At 67.6% G+C, this 25,474-nt stretch carries 21 protein-coding genes and 1 pseudogene; 18 read left to right on the top strand and 4 right to left on the bottom strand.

Translation table 11 applies throughout. From position 1 onward, the window contains the following. Positions 1-96 precede the first annotated feature (96 nt). The 4 genes from K6V06_RS20230 to K6V06_RS20215 all read right to left on the bottom strand — a co-directional run bounded on the left by K6V06_RS20230 (position 97) and on the right by K6V06_RS20215 (position 3,601). Positions 97-615 carry a hypothetical protein gene (locus tag K6V06_RS20230; RefSeq protein ID WP_255581994.1) on the bottom strand — a complete coding sequence of 173 codons (519 nt, stop codon included), beginning with the start codon at positions 613-615 and terminating at the stop codon, positions 97-99. After that, the gene (locus K6V06_RS20225; RefSeq protein WP_222245931.1) at positions 612-1,115 is read right to left on the bottom strand and encodes a MarR family winged helix-turn-helix transcriptional regulator; all 504 of its coding nucleotides are present in this window, start codon (positions 1,113-1,115) and stop codon (positions 612-614) included. Before K6V06_RS20225 ends, K6V06_RS20230 begins: the two co-directional genes overlap by 4 nt. Positions 1,116-1,242: 127 nt before the next feature. Beyond that, complete coding sequence (locus K6V06_RS20220; RefSeq protein WP_222245930.1) at positions 1,243-2,268, bottom strand: tripartite tricarboxylate transporter substrate binding protein; 1,026 nt, start codon at positions 2,266-2,268, stop codon at positions 1,243-1,245. Between the two features lie 223 nt (positions 2,269-2,491). After that, entirely contained in the window at positions 2,492-3,601 is a 1,110-nt protein-coding gene (locus tag K6V06_RS20215; RefSeq protein WP_222245929.1) for a porin, read from the bottom strand. A gap of 392 nt (positions 3,602-3,993) precedes the next feature. Between K6V06_RS20215 and coq7 the strand changes: the two genes are divergently transcribed. From coq7 to lpxC, 18 genes and pseudogenes are all read left to right on the top strand, one after another. Next, positions 3,994-4,617, top strand: a complete 624-nt coding sequence (coq7, locus tag K6V06_RS20210) for a 2-polyprenyl-3-methyl-6-methoxy-1,4-benzoquinone monooxygenase (RefSeq protein ID WP_222245928.1) — start codon at positions 3,994-3,996, stop codon at positions 4,615-4,617. Positions 4,618-5,076: 459 nt separating this feature from the next. After that, positions 5,077-5,505, top strand: a complete 429-nt coding sequence (mraZ, locus tag K6V06_RS20205; protein WP_222245927.1) for a division/cell wall cluster transcriptional repressor MraZ — start codon at positions 5,077-5,079, stop codon at positions 5,503-5,505. Positions 5,506-5,511: 6 nt separating this feature from the next. After that, a complete protein-coding gene (rsmH, locus tag K6V06_RS20200) occupies positions 5,512-6,510 on the top strand; it encodes a 16S rRNA (cytosine(1402)-N(4))-methyltransferase RsmH (protein ID WP_222245926.1) in 999 nt (332 codons plus the stop codon). Continuing rightward, positions 6,507-6,848, top strand: a complete 342-nt coding sequence (ftsL, locus tag K6V06_RS20195) for a cell division protein FtsL (RefSeq protein ID WP_222245925.1) — start codon at positions 6,507-6,509, stop codon at positions 6,846-6,848. Before rsmH ends, ftsL begins: the two co-directional genes overlap by 4 nt. 2 nt (positions 6,849-6,850) lie before the next feature. Then, positions 6,851-8,728 (top strand): penicillin-binding protein 2, encoded by a 1,878-nt coding sequence (locus K6V06_RS20190; RefSeq protein ID WP_255581996.1) that lies wholly within the window; start codon positions 6,851-6,853, stop codon positions 8,726-8,728. Continuing rightward, on the top strand, positions 8,725-10,278 hold the full coding sequence (locus tag K6V06_RS20185; protein WP_222245924.1) for a UDP-N-acetylmuramoyl-L-alanyl-D-glutamate--2,6-diaminopimelate ligase: 1,554 nt from the start codon (positions 8,725-8,727) through the stop codon (positions 10,276-10,278). The genes K6V06_RS20190 and K6V06_RS20185 overlap by 4 nt, the downstream gene beginning before the upstream one ends. A gap of 23 nt (positions 10,279-10,301) precedes the next feature. After that, complete coding sequence (murF, locus tag K6V06_RS20180) at positions 10,302-11,765, top strand: UDP-N-acetylmuramoyl-tripeptide--D-alanyl-D-alanine ligase (RefSeq protein ID WP_222245923.1); 1,464 nt, start codon at positions 10,302-10,304, stop codon at positions 11,763-11,765. 95 nt (positions 11,766-11,860) lie between these two features. Further along, entirely contained in the window at positions 11,861-13,030 is a 1,170-nt protein-coding gene (mraY, locus tag K6V06_RS20175; RefSeq protein ID WP_222245922.1) for a phospho-N-acetylmuramoyl-pentapeptide-transferase, read from the top strand. Positions 13,031-13,097: 67 nt separating this feature from the next. After that, the gene (murD, locus tag K6V06_RS20170; protein ID WP_222245921.1) at positions 13,098-14,642 is read left to right on the top strand and encodes a UDP-N-acetylmuramoyl-L-alanine--D-glutamate ligase; all 1,545 of its coding nucleotides are present in this window, start codon (positions 13,098-13,100) and stop codon (positions 14,640-14,642) included. Continuing rightward, a complete protein-coding gene (gene ftsW / locus K6V06_RS20165; RefSeq protein WP_222245920.1) occupies positions 14,639-15,892 on the top strand; it encodes a putative lipid II flippase FtsW in 1,254 nt (417 codons plus the stop codon). The genes murD and ftsW overlap by 4 nt, the downstream gene beginning before the upstream one ends. Then, positions 15,889-16,968, top strand: a complete 1,080-nt coding sequence (gene murG, locus K6V06_RS20160; protein ID WP_222245919.1) for an undecaprenyldiphospho-muramoylpentapeptide beta-N-acetylglucosaminyltransferase — start codon at positions 15,889-15,891, stop codon at positions 16,966-16,968. The genes ftsW and murG overlap by 4 nt, the downstream gene beginning before the upstream one ends. Positions 16,969-17,006: 38 nt before the next feature. Then, positions 17,007-18,407: pseudogene (gene murC, locus K6V06_RS20155) on the top strand (UDP-N-acetylmuramate--L-alanine ligase); the annotation flags it as partial. A gap of 170 nt (positions 18,408-18,577) precedes the next feature. Further along, positions 18,578-19,570, top strand: a complete 993-nt coding sequence (locus tag K6V06_RS20150; RefSeq protein WP_222245918.1) for a D-alanine--D-alanine ligase — start codon at positions 18,578-18,580, stop codon at positions 19,568-19,570. Between the two features lie 101 nt (positions 19,571-19,671). Continuing rightward, positions 19,672-20,586: a cell division protein FtsQ/DivIB gene (locus tag K6V06_RS20145; protein ID WP_222245917.1), complete on the top strand. Its 915-nt coding sequence runs from the start codon at positions 19,672-19,674 to the stop codon at positions 20,584-20,586. Further along, complete coding sequence (ftsA, locus tag K6V06_RS20140; RefSeq protein ID WP_222245916.1) at positions 20,583-21,815, top strand: cell division protein FtsA; 1,233 nt, start codon at positions 20,583-20,585, stop codon at positions 21,813-21,815. Before K6V06_RS20145 ends, ftsA begins: the two co-directional genes overlap by 4 nt. Before the next feature lie 159 nt (positions 21,816-21,974). Beyond that, on the top strand, positions 21,975-23,168 hold the full coding sequence (gene ftsZ / locus K6V06_RS20135) for a cell division protein FtsZ (protein WP_222245915.1): 1,194 nt from the start codon (positions 21,975-21,977) through the stop codon (positions 23,166-23,168). A 435-nt stretch (positions 23,169-23,603) separates the two neighbouring features. After that, entirely contained in the window at positions 23,604-24,110 is a 507-nt protein-coding gene (locus K6V06_RS20130) for a peroxiredoxin (protein ID WP_222245914.1), read from the top strand. 166 nt (positions 24,111-24,276) lie between these two features. Then, entirely contained in the window at positions 24,277-25,194 is a 918-nt protein-coding gene (lpxC, locus tag K6V06_RS20125) for a UDP-3-O-acyl-N-acetylglucosamine deacetylase (protein ID WP_222245913.1), read from the top strand. Positions 25,195-25,474 lie beyond the last annotated feature (280 nt).

The raw sequence follows: 25,474 nt of genomic DNA, 5'->3' as shown, positions 1-25,474 counted from the left end.
ACCGGCGGTGTTCGCCCTCTCCCGCTAGCGGGAGAGGGCCGGGGAGAGGGCAGCAGGTGCGCTTGCCATGCCAGCGGCCTCAGCCTCGCGCCCCGCTCAACATTCGTTGGACGGCTCGATCCCCGGCTCGCGCTGGCCGCTGTGGATCACGCGCACGCAGCTGCCGGTTTCCAGCCCGGCAATCGCCGGCGCATTGACCGTGACGGTGGCGCCATCGAGCGTGTTGACGCGGTATTCGTAGAGATCGACCTGCACGGGCGGGCGCCGGTTCAGCAACTGGTTCAGGTCGACCGCAAAGCCGACCCCCACGCCGCCTCCGCCTCCCCAGCTGCCTCCGCCAGCGCCAATGCCCACGCCGGAATAGCCCCCCGGTGCCTGCTGCACATCCACACGCGACAGGAAGCGCTTCTCCGCGATCCTGCCGAGCTGGATGGTGGCGTTGATCGGCGTCACCCGCGGCGGCGACGGCTGGGTGGCACAGCCAGTGGCCAGAACGGTGCCGAGCAGTGCCGCCAGCAGGCAGGCGGACACGCCGGCCCGCCGCCCGGGCGTCGCGCCGGAAGTCGGCGGCGGCGTCGGGTGCAGCGGGGACTTGCAATGCAGATCGGTTTTCATTCGCTCAACAAGGTGGACTTCAACCGCCCCAGCAGACGGAACAGCGCGTGGCGATCCGGTTCGCCGAGGCCCTCGAACAGCTGTTCGATCCACTGCTCGTGCGCCCGCGCCATCTCGGTGAAGGCCGTGCGCCCGGCGGGCGTCAGCCGGATCAGGTAGGCACGGCGGTCGTTCGCAAGCGGCTCGCGCGTGACCAGTCCCTCCTGCTGCAACTGGTCGGTAATGCCAGTGACGTTTCCTCCGCTGACCATCATCCGCCGCGACAGTTCACCCATCTTCAGTCCTTCCGGATGGCGCTCCAGCTGGGCCATCAGGTCGAAACGGGGTAGCGTGCAGGCGAACTGTTCGCGCAGCCTGGAGCGGATATCGGCTTCGACCAGGTTGGTGCAGGTCAGCAGCCGCAGCCACAGGCGCAGCGCTTCATGTCCGACGTCCTCCGCCCGCGTTTCGAGGTCGACGGGCGGGGGCGTCACGGCGGCGTTGGAGGCGGAGTTCGGCATGGCTAGAAGGAGCGGGCAGCAAGGTCCATGCCGGAAGTATATGTGGGGTGGCGTGCCGGCCGCGCCTTGCGGGGCGCGGCCGGCCAGATCCTGGCCAGGGATGGCCGGTCAGCGCCTGGTCCAGCGCTCAGTCCACCTTGGCGCCGGAATCCCTGACCACCTTGGCCCATTTGGTCGTTTCGGAGCGAATCAGCGCGGCGAACTGCTCGGGGGTATTGCCCGACGGCTCCGCGCCCTGCGCCTGCAGCTTTTCGCGCATCGCCGGGGTGCCCAGCGACTTGGCGACTTCCTGCTGGATCCGCTTGATGATGTCCGGCGGCGTGCCGGCGGGTGCGAGCAGCCCGAACCAGGAACTGGCTTCATAGCTGGGCAGCTTGGCCGCTTCGGCGATGGTCGGAATGCCGGGCAGGGCGGGCGTGGGACGGGCGCTGGTCACGGCCAGCGCCTTGAGCTTGCCGCCCTTGATCAGCGCCATCGACGACGGCAGGTTGTCGAACATCACCTGCGTGGTGCCGGCCACCAGGTCCGCCAGCGCCGGACCGCTGCCCTTGTACGGCATATGGACCATGAAGGTCTTGGTCTGGGTCTTGAACAGTTCCCCGGCCAGATGGATCGAGGTGCCGTTGCCGCTCGATGCCATGTTCAGCTTGCCCGGATTGGCCTTTGCGTAGCGGATCAGGTCGTTGACGTTCTCGATGCGGTTTTCCTGGGCGAAGGCCGGGTTGACCACCAGCACGTTGGGCACTGCCGCGACCAGCGTGATCGGCGCGAAGTCGCGGATCGGGTCGAACGGCATCTTGGCGTACAGGGACTGGTTGATGCCATGGGTGCCCACCGTGCCCATCAGCAGCGTGTAGCCGTCCGGGTCGGCCTTGGCGACCATGTCGGCGCCAATATTGCCGCCGGCGCCGGGGCGGTTGTCGACCACCACGTTCCAGCCCTGCATCTTCGACAGTTCCGCGGCCACGGCGCGCGCCAGGATGTCGGTGGTGCCGCCCGGTGCGAACGGCACCACCATGCGGATCGGCTTGGAGGGGTAGGCATCGGCAGCGTGCAGCGAGCCGATGCCGGCCAGCAGGCCGGCGCAGGCAAGACCCGCGGCGAGGATGCGGCGGCGACCCTGTCCGCGCGGGGTGTTCCGGTGAAACGACATCGTGTGGTCTCCTTGGCGCTTGCGCCTGGCTGCCGCTGGCATCGTTGCCAGCGATCGTCTTGTTGGTCGCGCCATTCTAGTGGCGTGCCGCCGATGTGCCGATGAGGTAAAGCCCCAACGCCGGCGGCAAAAAGAAAAAGCGCCCGAAGGCGCTTCAGATGGCCGACAGGGGGCGCCACGGGTGGCGGTCCCTTGCCGGCCAGCATGGCCGACCCGTTCCGGGTCAGAAGCGATGGCGGATACCGACCGCGACGCCCAGCATCGAATTCTCGCCGGCGCCCAGGTAGTAGCCATTGGCAAAGCTGATCGCCGAGGTATCGAAGTTCAGGCCCGCATGCTTGGTGTAGGCGGTGGTCAGGTAGATGTCCGTGCGCTTGGACAGGTTGTAGTCGGCCACGAAGCTGACCTGCCACGGGTTGCTGACATTGGTGCCAGCCAGGTTCTTGACGTCGGCGTAGTAGTAGGCCAGCGTCAGGCCCAGCGCCCCGGTGGCCTGGTAGTTCAGGCCGGCCCAGTAGTAGTCGTCGCGCAGGATGGTCGAATCGGCCGCGTTCTTGTTCTGGCCCCAGCGGTAGCCGCCCATCACCTTGGCAGGACCGAAGGCGTAGCTGGCAGCGGCACCGACCTTGCGGAAGGTGCCGGTGTCGCCCCCGGCGGTCAGTGTCGGGTTGTACTGGTCATACGCAATGGTGGCGCCGAACGGACCGGCGGCATAGGCCAGGGCCGCGCCGTAGCCGGTATCGCGGCGGAACTGGCCGGGCACTTCGCCGCCGCCGGCGACGCCGTTGCCGAACGACCAGTGCGCGATCGCCGTGACGCCGCCGAACTTGGCGGTGTACTTGGCGGTGTTGTCGGAGCGGAAGTTCAGGCCCAGTTGCGCGACGATCGGCTCGTACTGCGTGGCATAGCCGGTCGGCGAGAAGTTGGCGAACGCATCGAACATCGTGGTGTACTGGCGGCCGAAGGTGAAGCGGCCGATGCTGCTGCTTTCCAGACCCACATATGCCTGACGACCGAAGAGGCGGCCGCCTTGCTGCTGCCGACCGTCATCGACGCCGAAGCCGTTTTCGAGCACGAACAAGGCTTTCAACCCGCCGCCGAGGTCTTCCGTGCCGCGCAAGCCCCAACGGGAGCCGGACAGGCCGCCGGAGGTCACGCCGAACTTGTTCTCGCCCGGGCCGGGAAAGCCCGGCTGGGTCGGCAGGCTCGGAGAGACGTTGTTGACGTACTCGATATTGACGTCCACCACGCCATACAGGGTGATGCTGGACTGTGCGTGAGCGGTGCCGGCGAGCGCGCCGAGCGCGGCCAATGCAAGAAGCGACTTCTTCATGCTCGTTTATCTCCTGTATTGATTTATTTGGTGGCGAGCGAGGCAGCCTCCTTACCTCTTCCATGACTCGCGCGCCAACTTCCTGGGAAGTCGCAGGTACTGTAACAAACCACCCGATCTGCACAATTGGACGGTTGTTCTAATGTCTGCTTTTAACAACTCAGGGTTTTGGAGCAAGGCGCTGCAGGCCGCGCTGCGCTTGGCATCCAGGCCATGCGCCGGCGTCGGCGGGGGTGGAGGTACAATACGGGTTATCCCGGGGCCGGGAGAGCAGAAGGAATCACGCGCGGCGGGAATGTCTCGGTAATTACCCGGTTCGCATGCACCGTTTTACTTGTCGGATATTCACCCGGTTTATTTTTGTCCGGCCCCAACTGAATTGATTTTTCCCAATGGACAAACTGATTCGCGAATTCGATGTTGCGCTCCGCGCGATTACCGGCACTACCCGGGCCCGGCGTGCCAGCCCGGCCGACGCGGTAGGGCAGGACGACACGGGCCTGGACGCGGGGCAACGCCGCCACGTGGCTGGCCTGATGCGCGTGAACCATGTGGGCGAGGTCTGTGCGCAGGCGCTGTACCAGGCGCAGAAGCTGACCGCCCGCAGCCCCGCAGTGCGTGCGCAGATGGACGACGCCGCGCGCGAGGAGGAGGACCACCTCGGCTGGTGTTCGCAGCGGCTGCGCGAACTGAGCGACCGCCCCAGCCTGCTCAATCCGCTGTGGTATGCCGGCGCCTTCGCGATCGGCTGGATCGCCGGGCGCGCTGGCGATCGCATCAGCCTCGGCTTCGTCTCCGAAACCGAGCGCCAGGTCGAGCAGCATCTGGATAGCCACCTGCAGCGCTTGCCAGCGCAGGACCTGCGCTCGCGCGCCGTGGTCGAACAGATGCGCGACGACGAGATGCGCCATGGCGCCAGCGCGCGCGACGCAGGCGGCATCGAGCTGCCTCGGCCGGTCCAGGCGGCGATGCGGGCGGCGGCGCGGGTAATGACGACGACCGCATACCGGATCTGACGCGTCGCGACGGCTCTGTCGCTCCCTGCTCCAGCGGCCCCTTTCCGGTTCCTGTGGCGTCCCCTTCTCGTCTTGGCTGGCGCAGTGGCAACGCGGCGCCCGCCGTTGTATGCTGGGGCGGCCGGCGGCCTTCCTGCCGACGACTCCGCGCCGTTCTTCCCCCGTTGTTCTCAGGTGGTTTCTCGGTTTACCTCCCTAAGTCCTTCACTCCATTAGGAATTCACCGTCGTGGTGCCTGCGCGCCGCGCGCTAAGTCTTTGTTCTGATTCCGAAAATCGCCTTTTTCCCCCGCTGGCGAGCCTTGACCCGGCAATATGGTTCCTCTAAAGTGGGAAATAGTGTGAGGAAGTGTTTTTTTGTGTGAAATCGAACTTCCGCTGTGGGAAGATGTGCAACAGCCGAAGCCGACGAGCCAGACCATGACAGCCCCCGCAAGGTGGGCGCGGGACGGGAGCGAACTTGTTTCAGGGAGCATCGGCGCTGTCGCTGGATGCCAAGGGCCGGATGTCGATTCCGTCCCGGCATCGCGAAGCGCTGCAACAACAGGCCGAGGGCCGGGTGACGCTGACCAAGCACCCGGATGGATGCCTGTTGCTCTTTCCCAGGCCCGAATGGGAAACCTTCCGCGAACGGATCGCTGCGCTGCCGATGGATGCGCACTGGTGGAAGCGCATCTTCCTCGGCAATGCGGCGGACGTCGAAATGGATAGCGCCGGCCGCGTGCTGATCGCGCCGGAGCTGCGCAGCGCCGCCATGCTGGACAAGGAGGTCATGCTGCTCGGCATGGGCAGCCATTTCGAGGTCTGGGACGCCGCCACGTACACCGCCAAGGAACAGCAGGCGATGGCGCAGGGCATGCCGGACGCGTTGAAGAACTTCTCCTTCTGATCATCGATGGAACCGACTGCTACGCCGGCGTCCGCGCCATTGCGTCATCGCACCGTGCTGCTGGACGAGGCGGTGGATGCGCTCGTGTGGCGGCCGGGCGGTCTCTACGTCGACGGGACGTTCGGCAGGGGAGGGCACAGCCGGGCCGTACTGGCCCGGCTAGGGCCGGAAGGGGCACTGGTTGCCTTCGACAAGGATCCGGCAGCAATCGCAGAAGCGGGCACCATCAAGGATGCCCGCTTCTCTATTGAGCACGCGAGCTTCGCCGCGATGGCCGAACGGCTGGGCGAGGCGAAGGTCGCGGGCGTGCTGCTCGACCTGGGGATCAGCTCGCCCCAGATCGACGACGCAGCGAGGGGCTTTTCGTTCCGGTTCGAGGGCCCGCTCGATATGCGCATGGACACCACGCGCGGCATGACCGCCGCGCAGTGGCTGGCGCAGGCCGACGAGCAGGACATCGCGAGGGTGATACGAGACTATGGGGAAGAACGGTTTGCTGTACAGATTGCAAAGGCGATTGTTGCTCGCCGGAGCGAACCCCGCGATGGCGGACCCGTCGCCACTACTGCCGACCTTGCCGCGCTCGTGGCGAAAGCCGTCAAGACACGCGAGAAGGGTCAGGACCCTGCGACCCGCACCTTTCAGGCTCTACGGATTTTCATCAATCAAGAGCTTGCGGACCTCGAAAGAGGGTTGAGCGCAGCCTACGATTTGCTTGAGGCAGGGGGCCGGCTGGTGGTGATCAGCTTTCATTCGCTCGAGGACCGCATCGTCAAGCGGTTCATGCAGGCGCATGCCCGTCCGCAGCAGGATGCCGATCCGGCCCTGCGGCGCGCCCCCATTCGCGCCGCCGATCTGCCGCAGCCGACGCTGAAGCTGCTCGGCCGCTATCGTCCCGGCCCGCAGGAGGTCGCGGACAACCCGCGCGCTCGCTCGGCCGTGATGCGCGTGGCCGAGAAACTCGCGCCCGCCGGCGCCGAAAAGACGGGCGGGCCGCGCACATGAACCGCCTGACCTTCTTCCTGCTCGCGGCACTGATCCTGTGCGCGCTGTCGCTGGTCGGCGCCCAGCACGAGGCGCGCACGCTGTTCGTCGCGCTGGAGCGCGAACAGGCCGAGGAGCGCCAGCTGGAGACGGAGTGGTCGCGCCTGCAATACCAGCAGAGCGCGCTGAGCAAGAGCGCGCGCATTGCCGATGCGGCGCGCGCGCAGCTGAAGATGACCCCGGTGGTACCGGGGCGGACGCAATACCTGCCGGGCATCGTGCTGCCGCCGGCCGCGCCGCAGGTGCAGGGCGTGGCGGGCAGGGCCGGCGACGCCGGCAACGGGGAGGGCCGCTCGTGACGATGGCACGTCCCACGCTGCAGCGGCCGCGCGCCAAGCGGCCCGACAATGCCCGTCCGCGCTCGGGCCAGTTCTCCGCCAGCCCGGTGCTTGGCCTGCGCCTGCCGATGTGGCGCTCCAAGCTGGTCGTCTTCCTGATGTTCGCCGCCTTCCTCGCGCTGGCGGCGCGCGCCTTGTGGATCCAGGGCCCCGGCAACCAGTTCTACGAAGCCGAAGGCAAGAAGCGCTTCCAGCGGACGCTGGAGCTGCCCGCCACGCGCGGCAAGATTCTCGACCGCAATGGCCTGGTGCTGGCCACCAGCCTGCCGGTCAAGGCGATCTGGGCGGTGCCGGAGGACGTGCCGTCGCAGCTGGACGCGGGGAAGCTGCGCCAGTTGGCGCGCCTGCTGGAGATGTCCGAGAAGGATCTGCGCAAGAAGCTGTCGGAGGACAAGAGCTTCGTCTATCTGAAGCGCCAGGTACTGCCCGAGGCCGCCGAGAAGATCAAGGCGCTGAAGATCGATGGCGTGCATCAGAGCGGCGAGTACAAGCGCTTCTACCCGGAAGGGGAGGCGATGGCCCATATCGTCGGCTTCACCAACGTCGAGGACCGCGGCCAGGAAGGCATGGAGCTGGCGCGCGAGAGCGTGCTGGCCGGCAAGCCCGGCGCACGGCAGGTGATCAAGGATCGCCTCGGCCGCGTGGTCGAGGACATCGGCGTGCTCAAGAGCCCGCGCGATGGCGAGGACCTGCACCTGTCCATCGATGCCCGCATCCAGTACCTGGCCTTCAACGAGGTCAAGGCGGCAGTGGAGCGGCACAAGGCCAAGGCCGCGAGCGCGGTGGTGCTGGACGCGCAGACCGGCGAAGTGCTGGCCCTGGCCAACTGGCCGACCTACAACCCGAACGACCGCAAGCGGCTCTCCGGCGAGCAGCTGCGCAACCGCGTGCTGACCGACACCTTCGAGCCGGGCTCGATGATGAAGCCGATCACGGTGGCGCTTGCGTTGCAGCTGAACCGGGTCAAGCCGGAGACGGTGGTCCAGACCACGGGCCGCTTCCAGTTCGAAGGGGCGACCATCAGCGACACCCACAACTACGGCCCGCTGACGGTGGGCGGCGTGATCCAGAAGTCGAGCAACATCGGCACGATCAAGATCGCGATGCTGATGAAGCCGCAGGAAATGTGGGACATGTTCACCAGCATCGGCCTGGGCCAGGCGCCGAAGATCGGCTTCCCTGGCGCGGTGGCGGGGCGCGTGCGGCCGTACAAGAGCTGGCGGCCGATCGAGCAGGCCACCATGTCGTATGGCTATGGCCTTTCGGTGTCGCTGGTGCAGATGGCGCAGGCGTACACGATGTTCGCCCATGACGGCGAGGTGATTCCGATCACGATGTTCCGCCAGGAAGGACCGGCGACCGGCGAGCGCGTGATCTCGCCCAAGGTCGCCCGCGAGGTCCGCGGCATGCTGGAGATGGTGACCAATCCGGGCGGCACGGCAACCCAGGCACAGGTGATGGGCTACCGCGTCGGCGGCAAGACCGGCACGGCGTACAAGCACGTGGGCCGCGGCTACGACCGCAGCAAGTATCGCGCGTCGTTCATCGGCCTCGCACCGATGTCGAACCCGCGCGTGATCGTTGCCGTCAGCGTCGACGAGCCGACCGCCGGCAGCCACTACGGTGGCGCCGTCGCCGGCCCGGCCTTCGCCGCGATCACCGGCGGCACGCTGCGCGCGCTGAACGTGCAGCCCGATTCGCCGATCCGCCAGCTGGTGGTGACCGAGAGCGTGCCTGAAGCGCTGCCGCAGACGCCGCTGGAGGGAATGGGCGACTCCGCCGATGACGAGCCCGCGCGTGGTAACCGCGCGGATGGCCGGCGCACGGGGAGCCATCGATGAGCGATCGTATCGTTACGCAGGCAACGGGCGCCGGCGACCCGGTGGCCGACACGATTGCCTTCCTGCGCGCGCATGCCGCCCCGGGCGCCAGGCTGACCGGCGATACCCGGCGCCTGCAGCCCGGCGACGTCTTCTTCGCCTATGTACTGGGCAACCCGCGCCTGTCCAGCGACGGCCGTCCCTATATCGCCGAAGCGATCGCGCGCGGCGCGTCCGCCATCGTGTTCGAGGGTGACGGCTTTGCCTGGCCGCACGCCGAGGGCGTGCCGCATCTGGCCGTGCGCGAATTGCACCGCCATGCCGGCCCGATCGCGGCGGCCTGGTATGGCAACGACGCACGCGGGCTGGCGGTGACCGGCATCACCGGCACCAATGGCAAGACCTCCTGCAGCCAGTGGCTGGCCCGGCTGCTGCAGGACGCCGGCATGCCGTGCGCGGCGATCGGGACCCTGGGTACCGGCTTTCCGGGCGCGCTGGTACACACCGGCTTTACCACGCCGGATGCCGTGCAGCTGCAGGGCAGCCTTGCCGATCTGCACGCGGCGGGCGCCCGCGCCATTGCCATGGAAGTGTCCTCCCACGGCCTGGAACAGGGCCGCGTGGCGGGTACCGGGTTTGCCGTCGCGGTGCTGACCAACCTGACCCAGGACCATCTGGACTATCACGGCACCATGGCCGAGTACGAAGCGGCCAAGGCGTTGCTGTTCCGCTGGCCGGGCTTGCGGACGGTGGTGATCAACCGCGATGACGCGATGGGCCAACGGCTGCTGGCCGGCACGCTGGCCGCGCCGCAGGTGATCGAATACGGCATCGGCGGTCCCGCCGGGGCCACGCGAGCGGGCAGCGACTGGTTGCGCGCGAGCGCGATCGCCGCCACGCCGGCCGGCACCCGCTTCCGGCTCGATGGCAGCGTCGGCGGCGTCGCGCTTGCCGAGGAGATCCAGACCCCGCTGATCGGCGACTTCAACGTCAGCAACCTGCTGGCCGTACTGGGCGCGGCGCTGGCCAATGGCATCGCCGCCAGCACGGCGCTGACGGGGCTGCGCAACCTGCGCCCGGTGGATGGCCGCATGGAGCTGTTCGGCGGCCACGACGGCCCGCTGGCGGTGGTCGACTACGCGCATACGCCGGACGCACTGGAAAAGACCCTGCAGGCGCTGCGGCCGGTGGCCCAGGCGCGCGGCGGACGGCTGTGGTGCGTGTTCGGCTGCGGCGGCGATCGCGACCCGGGCAAGCGTCCGTTGATGGGCGAGGTGGCGCAGCGGCTGGCTGACGACGTGGTGCTGACCAGCGACAACCCGCGCAGCGAGGACCCGCACGCGATCCTCGACATGATTGCCGACGGCATGGCCGATCCGGGCGCGGCACGCCGCGTCGAGGACCGTGCCGCCGCCATTCTCTATGCGGTGCGCCATGCGGCGGCCGCCGATGTGGTGCTGGTGGCCGGCAAGGGCCACGAGGCCACCCAGGAAATCCAGGGCCGCAAGCGGCCGTTCTCCGACCGCGAGCATGTCCGCCTGACGCTCGGTACACGAGGAGTATCGGCGTGACGCGGCCCGTACCGAATCAGACGATGACCGATCTGCAGCAGGCCGCGGGCTGGATCGCCGGCGCGCGCGTGTCCGGCGACGCCGCCCGCGCGTTCACCCGCGTCCATACCGACAGCCGTACCGTGCAGCCCGGCGACCTGTTCGTCGCGCTGCGTGGCGAGCGGTTCGACGCGCACGATTTCCTCGCCGATGTGGCTGCGCGCGGCGCGGCGGCGGTGATGGTGGAGCGCGAACCGGGCGAGGCCGCCCAGGGGCTGCCGGCGCTGGTCGTGCCCGATACCCGCGTGGGGCTGGGGCAGCTTGCCGCCGGCTGGCGCGCGCAGTTCGCCATCCCGACCGTGGCGGTGACGGGCAGCAACGGCAAGACCACTGTCAAGGAAATGATCGCGGCGATCTTCGCCGCGGCCGCCGGCGAGGAAGGCCGGCTGGCCACCGGCGGCAACCTGAACAATGACATCGGCCTGCCGCTGACCGTGCTGCGCCTGCGCGCCTCGCACCGGCTGGCCGTGCTCGAACTGGGGATGAACCACCCCGGCGAAACCGCGCTGCTGGCGGCCATCGCCCAGCCCACGGTGGCGGTGATCACCAACGCGCAGCGTGAGCACCAGGAGTTCATGGTCAGCGTCGAGGCGGTGGCGCGCGAGCATGCCGACATCCTGCGCGCGCTGCCCGAGGGCGGCACCGCGGTGTTCCCGGTGGATGGCGCCAGCGGCGGCGCGCATGCGGCGATCTGGCGGGAAGCGGCAGGCGCGCGGCGCGTGCTGACCTTCGGTCTTGCCGACGGCAGCGCAAACAACACTGAACTTGCCGACATCCGCGCCGATATCCGCCTGCAGGACGGCGTGCAATGTCTTCAGGTGCAGGCGCCGCAGGGACAGTTCGAGGTCCGGCTTGGCCTGCTGGGACAGCACAACGTGCGCAATGCGCTGGCGGCGACTGCCTGCGCGCTGGCGGCCGGCGTCGAGGTCGAGGCGATCCAGCGGGGCCTCGCCGCCTTCGAGCCGGTCAAGGGCCGGCTGCAGGTCAAGCGGATCGCGACGGCCGAGGGCGAGCCGCTGCGCGCACCGGTGGTGATCGACGACACCTACAACGCGAACCCGGATTCGGTGCGCGCGGCGATCGATGTGCTGGCCGGCTTTGCCGCGCCGCGCGTGCTGGTGCTGGGCGACATGGGCGAGGTGGGCGATCAGGGACCGGCCTTCCACCGCGAGATCGGCGCCTATGCGCGCGAGCGCGGCATCGAGACGCTGTGGGCGACCGGCGAGGCGACGGGCGATGCCGTCGATGCCTTCGGGCAGGGCGGCCGGCATTTCGCCTCGGCGCAGGATCTGGCCGGCGCGCTTGCCGCCATCCATGGCGGCGACAGCGCGGGTCGCGAGTTGGCGCAAGCGAGCGCGATCCTGGTGAAGGGATCGCGTTTCATGAGGATGGAGCGGATGGTGGATGTGCTGCTGGCCCCGGCCGACGCGGCGAACCGCTCCAGTTGAGCAGTCATTGCCGCAACGATGATGAGGAAACGGCCGTGGCCGGCTGCCCGCAACGGTAGCGCCATGCACGGCAGCAACAAGGAAATCTAGACAAGATGTTATTGGCTCTGGCCCAGTGGCTGCAGGACGACTACAGCTTTTTGCGGGTCTTCAACTACCTGACCTTCCGTGCCGTGATGGCCAACCTCACGGCGCTGGTGATCGGCCTCGCCTTCGGCCCCTGGGTGATCCGCAAGCTCACCGAGCTGAAGATCGGCCAGGCCGTGCGCACGGTCGGTCCGCAGACGCACCTGGTCAAGGCCGGCACGCCGACCATGGGCGGCGTGCTGGTGCTGCTGTCGATCTTCGTGTCGACGGTGCTCTGGTGCGACTGGAGCAACCGCTTCATCTGGGTGGTGATGGTGGTGACCTTCGGCTATGGCGCGATCGGCTGGGTCGACGACTACCGCAAGGTGGTCTATCGCGACCCGCGCGGCATGTCCAGCGGCGAGAAGTACTTCTGGCAGACGCTGATCGGCATCGTTGCCGCCGTCTATCTGGCCTTCTCGATCTCGGAAGCGAGCAACGTCAAGGTCTGGGAGCTGTTCGTCAACTGGGTCGAGGGCGGCCTGTCGCTGGACATGCCGTACAAGTCCAACCTGCTGGTGCCCTTCTTCAAGGAAGTCAGCTATCCGCTGGGCGTGGCCGGCTTCATCGTGCTGACCTACTTCGTCATCGTCGGCTCCAGCAATGCCGTCAACCTGACCGACGGGCTGGACGGGCTGGTGATCATGCCGGTGGTGCTGGTCGGCAGCGCGCTGGGCGTGTTCGCCTACGTGATGGGCAGCGCGGTCTACAGCAAGTACCTGCTGTTTCCCCATATCCCGGGCGCGGGCGAGCTGCTGATCTTCTGCTCGGCGATGGCCGGGGCGGGACTGGCGTTCCTGTGGTTCAACGCGCATCCGGCGCAGGTGTTCATGGGCGACGTCGGCGCGCTGGCGCTGGGCGGCGCACTGGGCACCATCGCGGTGATCGTGCGCCAGGAAATCGTGCTGTTCGTGATGGGCGGCGTGTTCGTCGCCGAGACGGTTTCGGTGATGCTGCAGGTCACCTGGTTCAAATTCACCAAGCGCCGCTACGGCGAGGGCAGGCGGCTGTTCCGGATGGCGCCGCTGCATCACCACTTCGAGCTTGGCGGCTGGAAGGAAACCCAGGTGACGGTGCGCTTCTGGGTCATCACGCTGATGCTGGTGCTGATCGGCCTGTCGACGCTGAAGCTGCGCTGAGCGCGGCGGACAACGGTTCTCGCAGGATTGGTTTTTTCAACGAAAGGTAGTCAAGGCAGGAAACGACGTGTTTGGCGAGTTGCAGACCCCTCATGTGCTGGTGCTGGGCCTCGGTGAATCGGGGCTGGCGATGGCGCGCTGGTGCGGCCGGTTCGGCTGCGCCGTGCGCGTGGCCGACACGCGCGAGGCGCCCGCCAATCTCGCCTTCCTGCAGGCCGAGCTGACCGGCGCCGAGTTCGTCGGCGCGCCGTTCACGCCGGCGCTGCTCGACGGCATCGCGCTGGTCGCGATCAGCCCTGGGCTGTCGCCAGCGGAAGCCGACACTGCCGCGCTGCTGGCCGCCGCGGCCGAGCGTGCGATCCCGGTATGGGGCGAGATCGAATTCTTCGCGCGCGCGCTGGCGCACCTGCGTGCGGAATCGGGTTACGCGCCGAAGCTGCTGGCCATCACCGGCACCAATGGCAAGACCACCACCACCGCCCTGACCGGCCGGCTGGTCGAGCGGGCCGGGCGCAGCGTGGCAGTGGCCGGCAATATCAGCCCCTCGGCACTGGACAAGCTGTCCGCCTGCATCGCCTCGGCGACGCTGCCCGATGTATGGGTGCTGGAGCTGTCCAGCTTCCAGCTGGAGACCACCTCGACGCTGGCGCCCGACGCCGCCACGGTGCTGAACGTTACCCAGGACCATCTGGACTGGCACGGCTCGATGCAACGCTATGCCGCCGCCAAGGCCCGCATCTTCGGCGCCGCCCCTGCCGCACCAGGCACGCTGGCCGCCGACGACCGGGCGGCGCCGGTGCAGGTACTCAATCGCGACGACCGCCTGACCATGGACATGGCGCGCGCGGGCAGCAAGCCGGTGACCTTCGGCACGGACCTGCCGGACACGCCGGGCTGCTTCGGCATCCTGCGCGAAGGCGGCATGCCGTGGCTGGTGCTGGCGGAGGCCGACCCTGACGCCGAGGAGGCGAAGCCGCGCCGCCGCAAGGCCGCCGCCGACAGCGACGCGGCACCGGTGCCGGTGCGCCACAAGCGGCTGATGCCCGCCGATGCGCTGCATATCCGCGGCATGCACAACGCCACCAACGCGATGGCCGCGCTGGCGCTGTGCCGTGCCATCGACCTGCCGCTGAACGCACTGCTGCACGGCCTGCGCGAATACCGCGGCGAGCCGCATCGTGTCGAGTGGATCGCCACCATCGATGACGTCGAGTATTTCGACGACAGCAAGGGCACCAACGTGGGCGCCACGGTTGCCGCGTTGTCGGGCCTGGACAAGCGGGTGGTGCTGATCGCCGGCGGCGAGGGCAAGGGGCAGGACTTCTCGCCGCTGCAGGCGCCGGTCGCGCAGTACGCCCGCGCGGTGGTGCTGATCGGCAAGGCCGCGGGCGAGTTGCGCGCCGCGCTGGAGCAGACCGGCGTGCCGCTGGCGGATGCCGCGACGCTGGAGGACGCGGTGACGCAGGCGGCCGCGCACGCGCAGCCGGGCGATGCCGTGCTGCTGTCGCCGGCCTGCGCCAGCCTGGACATGTTCCGCAACTACGTCCATCGCGCCGAAGTGTTCCGCGCGGCGGTGGAAGAACTGGCGCTGTCCCGGGGGATCATGCCATGAGCGAGATGCACACCGAACGCCAGTCCAAGCGCTCCGGCTTTGTTGGCGCCACGCTGGGCAACGCCTGGGAAGGGCTGCGCGATGCCGTGTCCGGCGTCAAGCCGACCCGCTCGCGCATGATGGAGTACGACCAGCCGCTGCTGTGGGTGGCCATCGTGCTGCTGTCGCTCGGTCTGGTGATGGTCTATTCGGCCAGCATCGCCCTGCCCGATTCGCCGCGCTTCGCCAACTACCGCGAGAGCCATTTCCTGATGCGCCATGCCTTCGCGCTCGCCATTGGCCTGGGCATCGGGCTGCTGTCGTTCCAGATTCCGGTCAAGTTCTGGGACCGCTATGCACCCAAGCTGTTCGTGCTGGCGCTGATCCTGCTGGTCCTGGTGCTGGTGCCGTTCATCGGCAAGGGCGTCAATGGCGCCCGCCGCTGGATCCCGCTGGGCGTGATGAACTTCCAGCCGTCCGAGCTGATGAAGCTGGCGGTGGTGCTGTACGCGGCCAACTACACGGTGCGCAAGCAGGAATGGATGCAGAGCCTGCGCAAGGGCTTCGCGCCGATGGGCATCGCGGTGGCGGTGGTCGGCATGCTGTTGCTGCTCGAACCGGATATGGGCGCCTTCCTGGTGATTGCCGCCATTGCGATGGGCATCCTGTTCCTGGGCGGCGTCAACGGCAAGCTGTTCGGTGCGCTGGTCGCCATCGCGGTCGGCACCTTCACGCTGCTGATCGCCGTCTCGCCATGGCGGCGCGAGCGGATCTTCGCCTATCTGGACCCGTGGCGCGAGGAATACGCGCTGGGCAAGGCCTACCAGCTGACACATTCGCTGATCGCCTTCGGACGCGGCGAATGGACCGGCGTGGGGCTGGGCGGCAGTATCGAGAAGCTGCACTACCTGCCCGAGGCGCACACCGATTTCATCCTCGCCGTGATCGGCGAGGAGCTGGGTTTCATCGGCGTGCTGACCGCCATCGTGCTGTTCTACTGGCTCGTGCGCCGCGCCTTCGAGATCGGCCGCACCGCGCTGCAGCTGGACCGTACCTTTGCTGGCCTGGTTGCCAAGGGCATCGGCATCTGGATCGGCTGGCAGGCGTTCATCAACATGGGCGTGAACCTGGGCCTGCTGCCGACCAAGGGGCTGACGCTGCCGATGGTCAGTTACGGCGGCTCGGGCATCCTGATGAATTGCGTGGCGCTAGCGTTGCTGCTGCGGGTCGATTATGAGAATCGAGTTCTGATGCGCGGAGGGAAGGTATGACCGCTGCGCATCCGCAACGGACCCTGATGGTCATGGCAGGCGGCACCGGCGGCCACGTGTTCCCGGGCCTCGCCGTGGCCAACGCGCTGCGCGAACAGGGCTGGCGCGTGGTCTGGCTGGGTAATCGCACCGGCATGGAAGCGACGCTGGTGCCGAAGCACGGCATCCCGATGGAGACCATCCAGTTCGGTGGCCTGCGCGGCAAGGGCCTGGTGACCAAGCTGCTGCTGCCGCTGAACCTGCTGCGCGCCTTCGCGCAGAGCATCGGCGCGCTGCGCCGGGTGCGCCCGGACGTGGTGCTGGGCATGGGCGGCTATATCACCTTCCCGGCCGGCATGATGGCGTCGCTGCTGGGCCGGCCGCTGGTGCTGCACGAACAGAATTCGATCGCCGGCCTGGCCAACAAGGTGCTGGCCAGGGTCGCCGACCGCGTGTTGTGCGCCTTCCCGCAGGCGCTGCCCGGTGCGGAATGGACCGGCAACCCGGTGCGCGAGGAACTGGCGGCGTTGCCCGAGCCGGGCGCGCGCTACGACAGCCGCACCGGCGCGCTGCGCGTGCTGGTGGTCGGCGGCAGCCTTGGCGCCCAGGCGCTGAACGAGGTCGTGCCCAAGGCGCTGGCCTTGCTGCCGCCGGGCGAGCGGCCGCTGGTGCGCCACCAGGCCGGGGTCAAGCAGATCGATGCGCTGCGCGCCAACTACGCCGCCGCCGGGGTCGAAGCCGAGGCGGTGCCTTTTATCGACGACATGGCGGGCGCGTATGGGGAGGCCGATCTGGTGATCTGCCGCGCCGGCGCGATGACGGTGTCGGAAGTGGCGGCGGCCGGCGTCGCGGCGCTGTTCGTGCCGTTTCCACATGCGGTCGACGACCACCAGACCACCAATGCGCGTTTCCTCGCCGAACCCGGCGCGGCGCTGCTGGTGCAGCAGCGCGAACTGACTGCCGAGGGCCTGGCCCGCACGCTGGCCGGCCTGTCGCGGGAGAGCTTGAAGGACATGGCGCGGCGGGCCCGTGAACTGGCCAAGCCGGATGCGACGCGCCGCGTGGCGCAGATCTGCGGCGAGATGGCGAAGGACTGAGGCGAAGGACTGAGGCAGGCGCCAGAGACAACGAATTCATGAAGCATATCGTCAAGAACATTCACTTCGTCGGCATCGGCGGGGCCGGCATGAGCGGCATCGCCGAGGTGCTGCTCAATCTCGGCTACCGGGTGTCCGGTTCCGACATGGGCAGCAACGCCGCCACGCGCCGCCTCGCCTCGCTGGGGGCGACGGTGATGCACGGCCACGACGCGGCGAATGTCACCGGCGCCAACGCGGTGGTGGTGTCCACCGCGGTGAGCAACGACAACCCCGAGGTGCTGGCCGCCCGTGCGAAGCGCATTCCGGTGGTGCCGCGCGCGGTGATGCTGGCCGAGCTGATGCGGCTGAAGCAGGGCGTGGCCATCGCCGGCACGCATGGAAAGACCACTACCACCAGCCTGGTGGCGTCGGTGCTGGCGGAAGGCGGCCTCGATCCGACCTTCGTGATCGGCGGCCGGCTGAACTCGGCCGGCGCCAATGCGCGGCTGGGCACGGGCGACTTCATCGTCGCCGAGGCGGACGAGTCCGATGCGTCGTTCCTGAACCTGTATCCGGTGATCGAGGTGATCACCAACATCGACGCGGACCACATGGACACCTACGGGCACGATTTCGCCCGTCTGAAGCAGGCCTTCGTCGAGTTCACCCAGCGCCTGCCGTTCTACGGCATCGCCGTGTTGTGCGTGGATGACCCGAACGTGCGCGAGATCCTGCCGTTCGTTTCCAAGCCGGTGGTGCGCTACGGCTTCGCCGAGGACGCCCAGGTGCGCGCGGTGAACGCGCGCGCGATCGACGGCCAGATGCACTTCACCGTGCTGCGCCAGCTCAATGGCAGCGCCGAGCCGCCGCTGGACGTGGTGCTGAACCTGCCCGGGCTGCACAACGTGCAGAACGCGCTGGCGGCCATCGCCATCGCTACCGAGCTGGAAGTGCCCGACGCCGCCATCGTCAAGGCGCTGCGCGAATTCCACGGCGTGGGCCGGCGCTTCCAGCGCTACGGCGAGGTGGCGACCGCCGACGGCGCGGGCACCTTCACGCTGGTCGACGACTATGGCCACCACCCGGTGGAGATGACGGCGACCCTGGCGGCCGCACGCGGCGCCTTCCCGGGGCGTCGGCTGGTGCTGGCGTTCCAGCCGCACCGCTACACCCGTACCCGGGACTGCTTCGAGGACTTCGTCAAGGTGCTGGGCAGCGTCGATGCGCTGCTGCTGGCCGAGGTCTACGCCGCTGGCGAGACGCCCATCGTCGCCGCCGACGGCCGCGCGCTGACGCGTGCCCTGCGGGTGGCGGGCAAGGTAGAGCCGGTCTTCGTCGAGCGCATCGAGGAGATGCCGCAGGCCATCCTGGACGCCGCCCGGCCCGGCGATGTGGTGATCACCATGGGCGCCGGCACCATTGGCGCCGTGCCGGGGCAACTGGTGCAGAACCAGGCCGGCATGCAGTCGGGCCGCGGTGCCGGCGAGCCGGCTGCCACGCCGTCCGCCGCGGCGGCGCTGGAGCGCGCCGCCAGCCCCGCTTCCGCCGCCGTGGGCATCGCCCCCGGCGCCGCGCAGACCCCTACGCAAGCCTCGCTGCAAGCATCGGCCTCTTCCGGAGACCACGCATGAGTTTCGTCGCACAACCGAATATCGATCCCCGCTCGCTTGGCAAGGTAGGCGTGCTGATGGGCGGCCGCTCCGCCGAACGGGAGATCTCGCTACTGTCCGGCCAGGGCGTGCTGGCCGCGCTGCGGTCCCGCGGCGTGGACGCCCACGCGTTCGACCCGGGCCGCCAGGGCGTGACCGAACTGGCCGCGGCGGGCTTTGATCGCGTCTTCATCGCGCTGCACGGCCGCTTCGGCGAGGACGGCACCATGCAGGGCCTGCTGGAGCAACTGGGCATTCCCTACACCGGCAGCGGCGTGCTGGCATCCGCGCTGGCGATGGACAAGCAGGCCACCAAGCGGCTGTGGTCCACGCACGGCTTGTCGACGCCGCCGTTCGCGATGCTGACCGCGTCGAGCACGGACGCCGACTTCGCCCGCATCGCTGGCGAGCTCGGCCTGCCGCTGATCGTCAAGCCGGCGCGCGAAGGCTCCTCGATCGGGCTGACCAAGGTGACCGAGGTCGCGCAGATGCGCGCCGCCTATGAAAAGGCGGCGGTACTCGATACCGATGTCCTGGCCGAAGCGTTCATCGATGGCGCGGAACTGACGTGCCCCGTCGTCGGGGAGGGCGAAGGGGCAACCGCGCTGCCGGTGATCCGCATCGTCGCGCCGGATGCGAACTACGACTACCAGAACAAGTACTTCACCGACGTCACCCAGTACCTGTGTCCGGCCGGCCTGACCGACGAGATCGAGCAGCAGGTGCGCCGGCTCGCGGTGGAGGCGTTCCGCGTGCTGGGCTGCCGGGGCTGGGGACGGGCGGACGTGATGCTCACCGCCGATGGCCAACCCTATCTGCTCGAAATGAATACCTCGCCTGGTATGACTGGCCATTCGCTGGTGCCGATGTCGGCCCGTGCCGCGGGCATCAGTTATGAGGACTTCGTGATGCAGCTTATCGCCACGGCATCCCTCGATCTGCGTCCTAACGAACACTGGAAGCCCGAGTAGCAAGGCCGGCCGCCGCAAGGCCACCCAGCAACCCATCAAGCAACTGGACAAGACCGCGGCCGGACAAGCTGTCCGGCCGCCTGCACAACAACCCGAACGACATGTGGCATAACGCTCGCCTGCTGAACCTGATCGCTACCACGCTGTACGCCGTGGTGGTGCTGATCGCGCTCGGCACCGGCCTGATGTGGCTGGCGCAGCGGCCGGTGTTCGCCATCACGCATGTCCAGGTGGCGCCGATGTACGACCTGCCGCTGCGGCACGTCAATGCGCCGTCCTTGCGTGCCAATGCCCTGTCCAAGCTGTCCGGCAACTTCTTCACGCTGGACCTGGACGCGGCGCGCGAGGCGTTCGAATCGGTGCCGTGGGTGCGCAAGGCGAGCGTGCGGCGGGAATGGCCCAGCGGGTTGCTGGTCCACGTCGAGGAGCACGAGCCGCTGGGCACCTGGGGCCCGAGCGACACCGGGCGCCTAATCAATACGTATGGCGAGCTGTTCGTGGCCAATACCGCGGAGGCGGAAGAGGACGCGCAGCTGCTGGCGCTGGACGGACCGCCCGGCAGCCAGGGCGAGGTCGTCGAGAAACTGCAGACCATGCGCGAGTGGTTCCGGCCCCTGAAGGCCGAGCCGCTCGCGGTGGCGCTATCCGGGCGCTATGCCTGGCGCGCAAGACTGTCGAACGGCATGGAGGTCGAGCTTGGACGGGAGCAGACCGAGCAGGACCGTGTCGCGATGGACGAGCGCGTCAAGCGCTTCGTGATCGCCTGGCCGCAGGTGACCGAACGGTGGGGCAAGCAGATTGAGTTCGCCGATCTGCGCTATCCGAACGGGTTCGCCATCCGCGCGGCCAACGTGCGCTTCCTCACGGAAGCGGAAGCGGCGGCAGCGGCCAAGGCCGCGGAGAAGGCGGCGCAGAAGGGCGCAGAGAAGAGCGTAGCAAGGGCCGCAACCCGCGGTGCGGCATCCAACAACAATCCGACGCGACTGAAAAGAGAGAACGCGGAGAAAACCCGATGAGCAAGGAATACAAGGACCTGTTGGTTGGTCTGGACATCGGCACCTCGAAGGTGGCGGCGGTGGTTGCGGAATTGCGCCCCGACGGCAGCTACGAAGTGATCGGGATGGGCCAATCCGAGTCCAAGGGGCTGAAGAAAGGGGTCGTGGTCAATATCGAGGCCACCGTGCAGTCCATCCAGAAGGCGCTGGAAGAAGCCGAGCTGATGGCCGACTGCAAGATCGCGGAGGTGTTCACCGGCATCGCAGGCAGCCATATCCGCTCGTTCAACTCGAGCGGCATGGTGGCGATCAAGGACAAGGAGGTCACGCAGACCGATGTCGCGCGGGTGATCGAGACCGCCAAGGCGGTCAACATTCCGACCGACCAGCAGATCCTGCATATCCTGACCCAGGAATTCATCATCGACGGGCAGGAGGACGTGCGCGAGCCCATCGGCATGAGCGGCATCCGCCTGGAGGTCAAGGTCCATATCGTCACCGGCGCGGTCAGCGCCGCGCAGAACATCGTCAAGTGCGTGCGCCGCTGCGGCCTCGAAGTGCACGACCTGATCCTGCAGCCGCTGGCGTCGAGCCTGGCGGTGCTGACCGAGGACGAGAAGGAACTGGGCGTGGTGCTGGTCGATATCGGCAGCGGCACCACCGATATCGCCATCTTCAGCGAAGGCGCGATCCGCCATACGGCGGTGATTCCCATCGCCGGCGACCAGATCACCAACGACATCGCGATGGCACTGCGCACGCCGACGCCCGATGCCGAGGACGTGAAGATCCAGTACGGCATCGCCAAGCAGGCAATCGCCGATCCGGAGGAAATGATCGAGGTGCCGGGCGTGGGCGATCGCGGCACGCGCACGCTGTCGCGCCAGGCCCTGGCCGCGGTGATCGAGCCCCGAATCGAGGAGCTGTATTCGCTGGTCCATCAGGTCGTGCGCGAGTCCGGCTACGAGGAATTGCTGTCCTCGGGCATCGTCATCACGGGTGGCACGGCAATGATGCCCGGAATGGTGGAACTGGGAGAGGACATCTTCCTCAAACCGGTTCGGGTTGGCGTACCCGAGTACCGCGGCAACCTGCACGAGGTGGTCAAGAGCCCGCGCTACTCGACGGTGATGGGCCTGCTGCTGGAAGGCCGCGTGCAACGGATGCGCGGGCGCAAGGTCGCCGTGCAGAGCGGCTCCGTCAAGCAGATCTGGACCCGCATGAAGGAATGGTTCGTCGGCAATTTCTGATCGCCGGCGATGAAGATGCAACGCGACGGTGCACCAAACACGGCGTCGCGCGTTGTCCGAGCAGTTTTCTTTTTTTATTTGTTGGTTCTTTGTTCAGGAACCAAGGGTTGCGGCGGGGAGGCTGCAGCGTTTGGCGACTGATTTACCTTGGAGGCAGTGATGGACTTTGACATGATCGAATCGGAAGTGCAGGACGGCACCATCATCAAGGTGGTTGGCGTGGGTGGCGCGGGCGGTAACGCCGTGCAGCACATGATCAGCCGCGGGGTGCAGGGCGTCGAATTCATCTGCATGAACACCGATGCCCAGGCGCTGAAGCGCTCCACCGCGGCACGCGTGCTGCAGCTGGGCAATACCGGCCTGGGCGCCGGTGCCAAGCCGGAAGTCGGCCGCACCTGCGCCGAATCGGCTCGCGAACAGATCGCCGACGCGCTGCGCGGCGCGCATATGGTCTTCATCACTGCCGGCATGGGCGGCGGCACCGGTACCGGCGCCGCGCCGATCGTGGCGCAGGTTGCCAAGGAAATGGGCATCCTGACCGTGGGCGTGGTCAGCAAGCCGTTCGACTTCGAAGGCGCGCGCCGCGCCAAGGTCGCCGAGGCGGGCTCGGGCGAGCTCGAGAACAGCGTCGATTCGCTGATCGTCGTGCTCAACGAGAAGCTGTTCGAGGTGATGGGCGACGACGCCGAGATGGACAAGTGCTTCCAGTGCGCCGACGACGTGCTGCACAACGCGGTGGCCGGCATCGCCGAGATCATCAATGTCGATGGTCTGGTCAACGTCGACTTCGAAGACGTGAAGACCGTGATGGGCGAGCAGGGCAAGGCGATGATGGGTACGGCCACCGTGTCCGGCGTCGACCGTGCCCGCCTGGCCGCCGAGCAGGCCGTCGCCAGCCCGCTGCTGGAAGGCGTGGATCTGTCCGGTGCGCGCGGCGTGCTGGTCAACATCACCGCCAGCCGTTCGCTGAAGCTGTCGGAGACCAAGGAAGTCATGAACACCATCCGCAGCTATGCCGCGGAAGATGCCACCGTGATCTTCGGTACCGTCTACGACGACTCGATGGGGGATGCGCTGCGCGTGACCGTCGTCGCCACCGGCCTGGGCCGCAATGCCAAGAAGCAGCAGCCGATGACGCTGCTCAAGACCGGCACCGACAACATGCCGCTGCAAATGATGGCCGGTCTGCAGAACGGCGCCGCCGTGCACAGCGCGCCGGACTACAGCGGTCTGGACACGCCGGCGGTATGGCGCAGCTCACGCGAGTCGGCATCGGCGCATGTGGCCGCGCTGCAGGAAAAGGGCGTCGATACCTACGACATCCCGGCCTTCCTGCGCAAGCAGGCGGACTGATGCCGAGCGGTTCGCGAAGGGCATGAGCGCGGCCTGACAGGCAACGCGCGCGACCGCAGGCGGTTGCACACCGGCGCTCCCTATCCGCCAGTGCATCGCCGCATCGCGTAGCGGCCCGGCAGACCGGCAGCCTGGCTCTTCGTGCGCCTGCCGCATCGGACCGTCTCGGTCCGTCCGCATCCCGTTGCCGGGAAAGGCGTGCCACCGGCCGCCTCCCCGGACTGGTCTCCCGCCTCCCGGCCGGGATGTGCCGCCGTCCGCGAGACGCCAGCGAAAGCCGGCGTCTCGCGGACGCATTTTGACTACCGCTCGCGTCCAGCTCTTGTGGGCAATGTCCGACGCCATCTGTCGAACCCTCGTACTTGGGAGGGCTCGGGGCGAGCACTATGATGCAGACTGGATTCGCCCTCGGCGGGTCCGGCAAGGATGCCCGTCATGATCGCTGTTGGTGCACGCGTGCCCGATGCCACGCTTTATGAGTACTTCGACGCCGAAACCGACGGCTGTCCGGTTGGCCCGAACGCGTTCCAGGTGAGCGACCTTGTCAAGGGCCGGCGCATCGTGGTCTTTGGCTTGCCAGGGGCGTTCACCCGCACGTGCTCGGCGCAGCATGTTCCAGGTTATTTGCGCCATGCGGACGAACTTCGTGCCGCCGGTATCGACGAAATCTGGTGTGTGTCGGTCAACGATGCCTATGTAATGGGCGCCTGGGCACGCGAGCAGGGCACCGAAGGCAAGATCCGCATGCTTGGCGACGGCAGTGCCGAGTGGACGCAGGCGCTCGGACTGTCACAGGACCTGGGCAAGCGCGGGCTGGGTATCCGCTCGCAGCGCTACGCGATGGTGCTCGAGGACGGCGTGGTAACCAGGCTGGCCATCGAGGCACCGGGGGAATTCCGGGTCAGCAGCGCCGAAGCGGTGCTGGATCTGTTGCGCGCGTGACACGAAGAGCGCTGGTTTCCGGCTGTCGACGCCTCGAAATCAACGCTTTGACATGTTCTTAACACGTCGAAACAAAACGGTGTGCAGCGCAACAAGCCGGTCAGTGGTAAGCTACGGTTTATCAAGTTTCAAGCCTGATAGATTTTAATAATTAGTAGAGGCCGTTATGCTCAAACAGCGCACCATCAAATCCCTGGTCAAGACGGTCGGCATTGGCTTGCACTCGGGTCGGAAAGTGACGCTGACGTTGAGGCCGGCACCGGCCGGCAACGGCATTGTCTTTACCCGGGTCGACCTGCCCGAACCGGTCGAGATCCCTGCTGCCGCCGGCGCGATCGGCGACACGCGGCTGGCGTCCGTGCTGCAGAAGAACGGCGCGCGCGTCTCCACGGTCGAGCATCTGATGTCGGCCTGCGCGGGCCTGGGGATCGACAACCTGTACGTCGATGTCGACGCCGAGGAAATCCCCATCATGGACGGCAGCTCGGCGTCCTTCGTGTTCCTGCTGCAATCGGCGGGCATCGAGGAGCAGCCGGCGGCGAAGAAATTCATCCGCGTGCGCAAGCCGGTGGAAGTGCGCGACGGCGACAAGCTGGCGCGCCTGGAGCCGTATTTCGGCTTCAAGCTGGCCTTCACCATCGACTTCCGGCATCCGGCGGTGGACAAGACGGGACAGACCTTCGAGATCGACTTCGCCGACACCAGCTATGTCCGCGAGATCGCCCGCGCCCGCACCTTCGGCTTCGCCCATGAGGTCGAGGCGCTGCGCGAGATGGGGCTGGCGCGCGGCGGCAGCCTGGACAACGCCATCGTGCTGGACGAGCACCGCATGCTGAACAACGAGGAATTGCGCTACGGCGACGAGTTCGTCCGGCACAAGATCCTCGACGCCATCGGCGACCTGTACGTGATCGGCCATCCGCTGATCGCCGCCTATACCGCGCACAAGTCCGGGCACGGCCTGAACAATCAGTTGCTGCGGGCGCTGCTGGCGGATCAGGAAGCTTACGAGTTCGTCACCTTCGAACGGCAGGAAGAGGCGCCCTCGGCGTTCCTGCCGCAGCTGCAGCCGGCGTTCGCCTGAAGGGGCGTTTCGGGTTCATTGCCCTCTCCCCCGGCCCCTCTCCCGCCGGGCGGGAGAGGGGAGCACACCTTCAGCGTTTGCACCCCTCCCGGTTTGCTCCCCTCGCCCGCTCGCAGGAGAGGGGAGCACACCTTTAGCGTTTGAATCCCTCCCGGTTTGCTCCCCTCGCCCGCTTGCGGGAGAGCAACCGTGTCAAGCGGGCGTGTTGTCCTGCCATGGCTGCCCGGATTTCATCATGGCGTTCAGCACGGTGAGCAGCTTGCGCATGCAGGCGGTGACG

Source organism: Cupriavidus sp. AU9028 (assembly GCF_019795295.1).
Taxonomy (GTDB): Bacteria; Pseudomonadota; Gammaproteobacteria; order Burkholderiales; family Burkholderiaceae; genus Cupriavidus.
The sequence above is the reverse complement of the archived record's forward strand: the minus strand, read 5'-3'. Positions and strand labels throughout refer to the sequence as shown.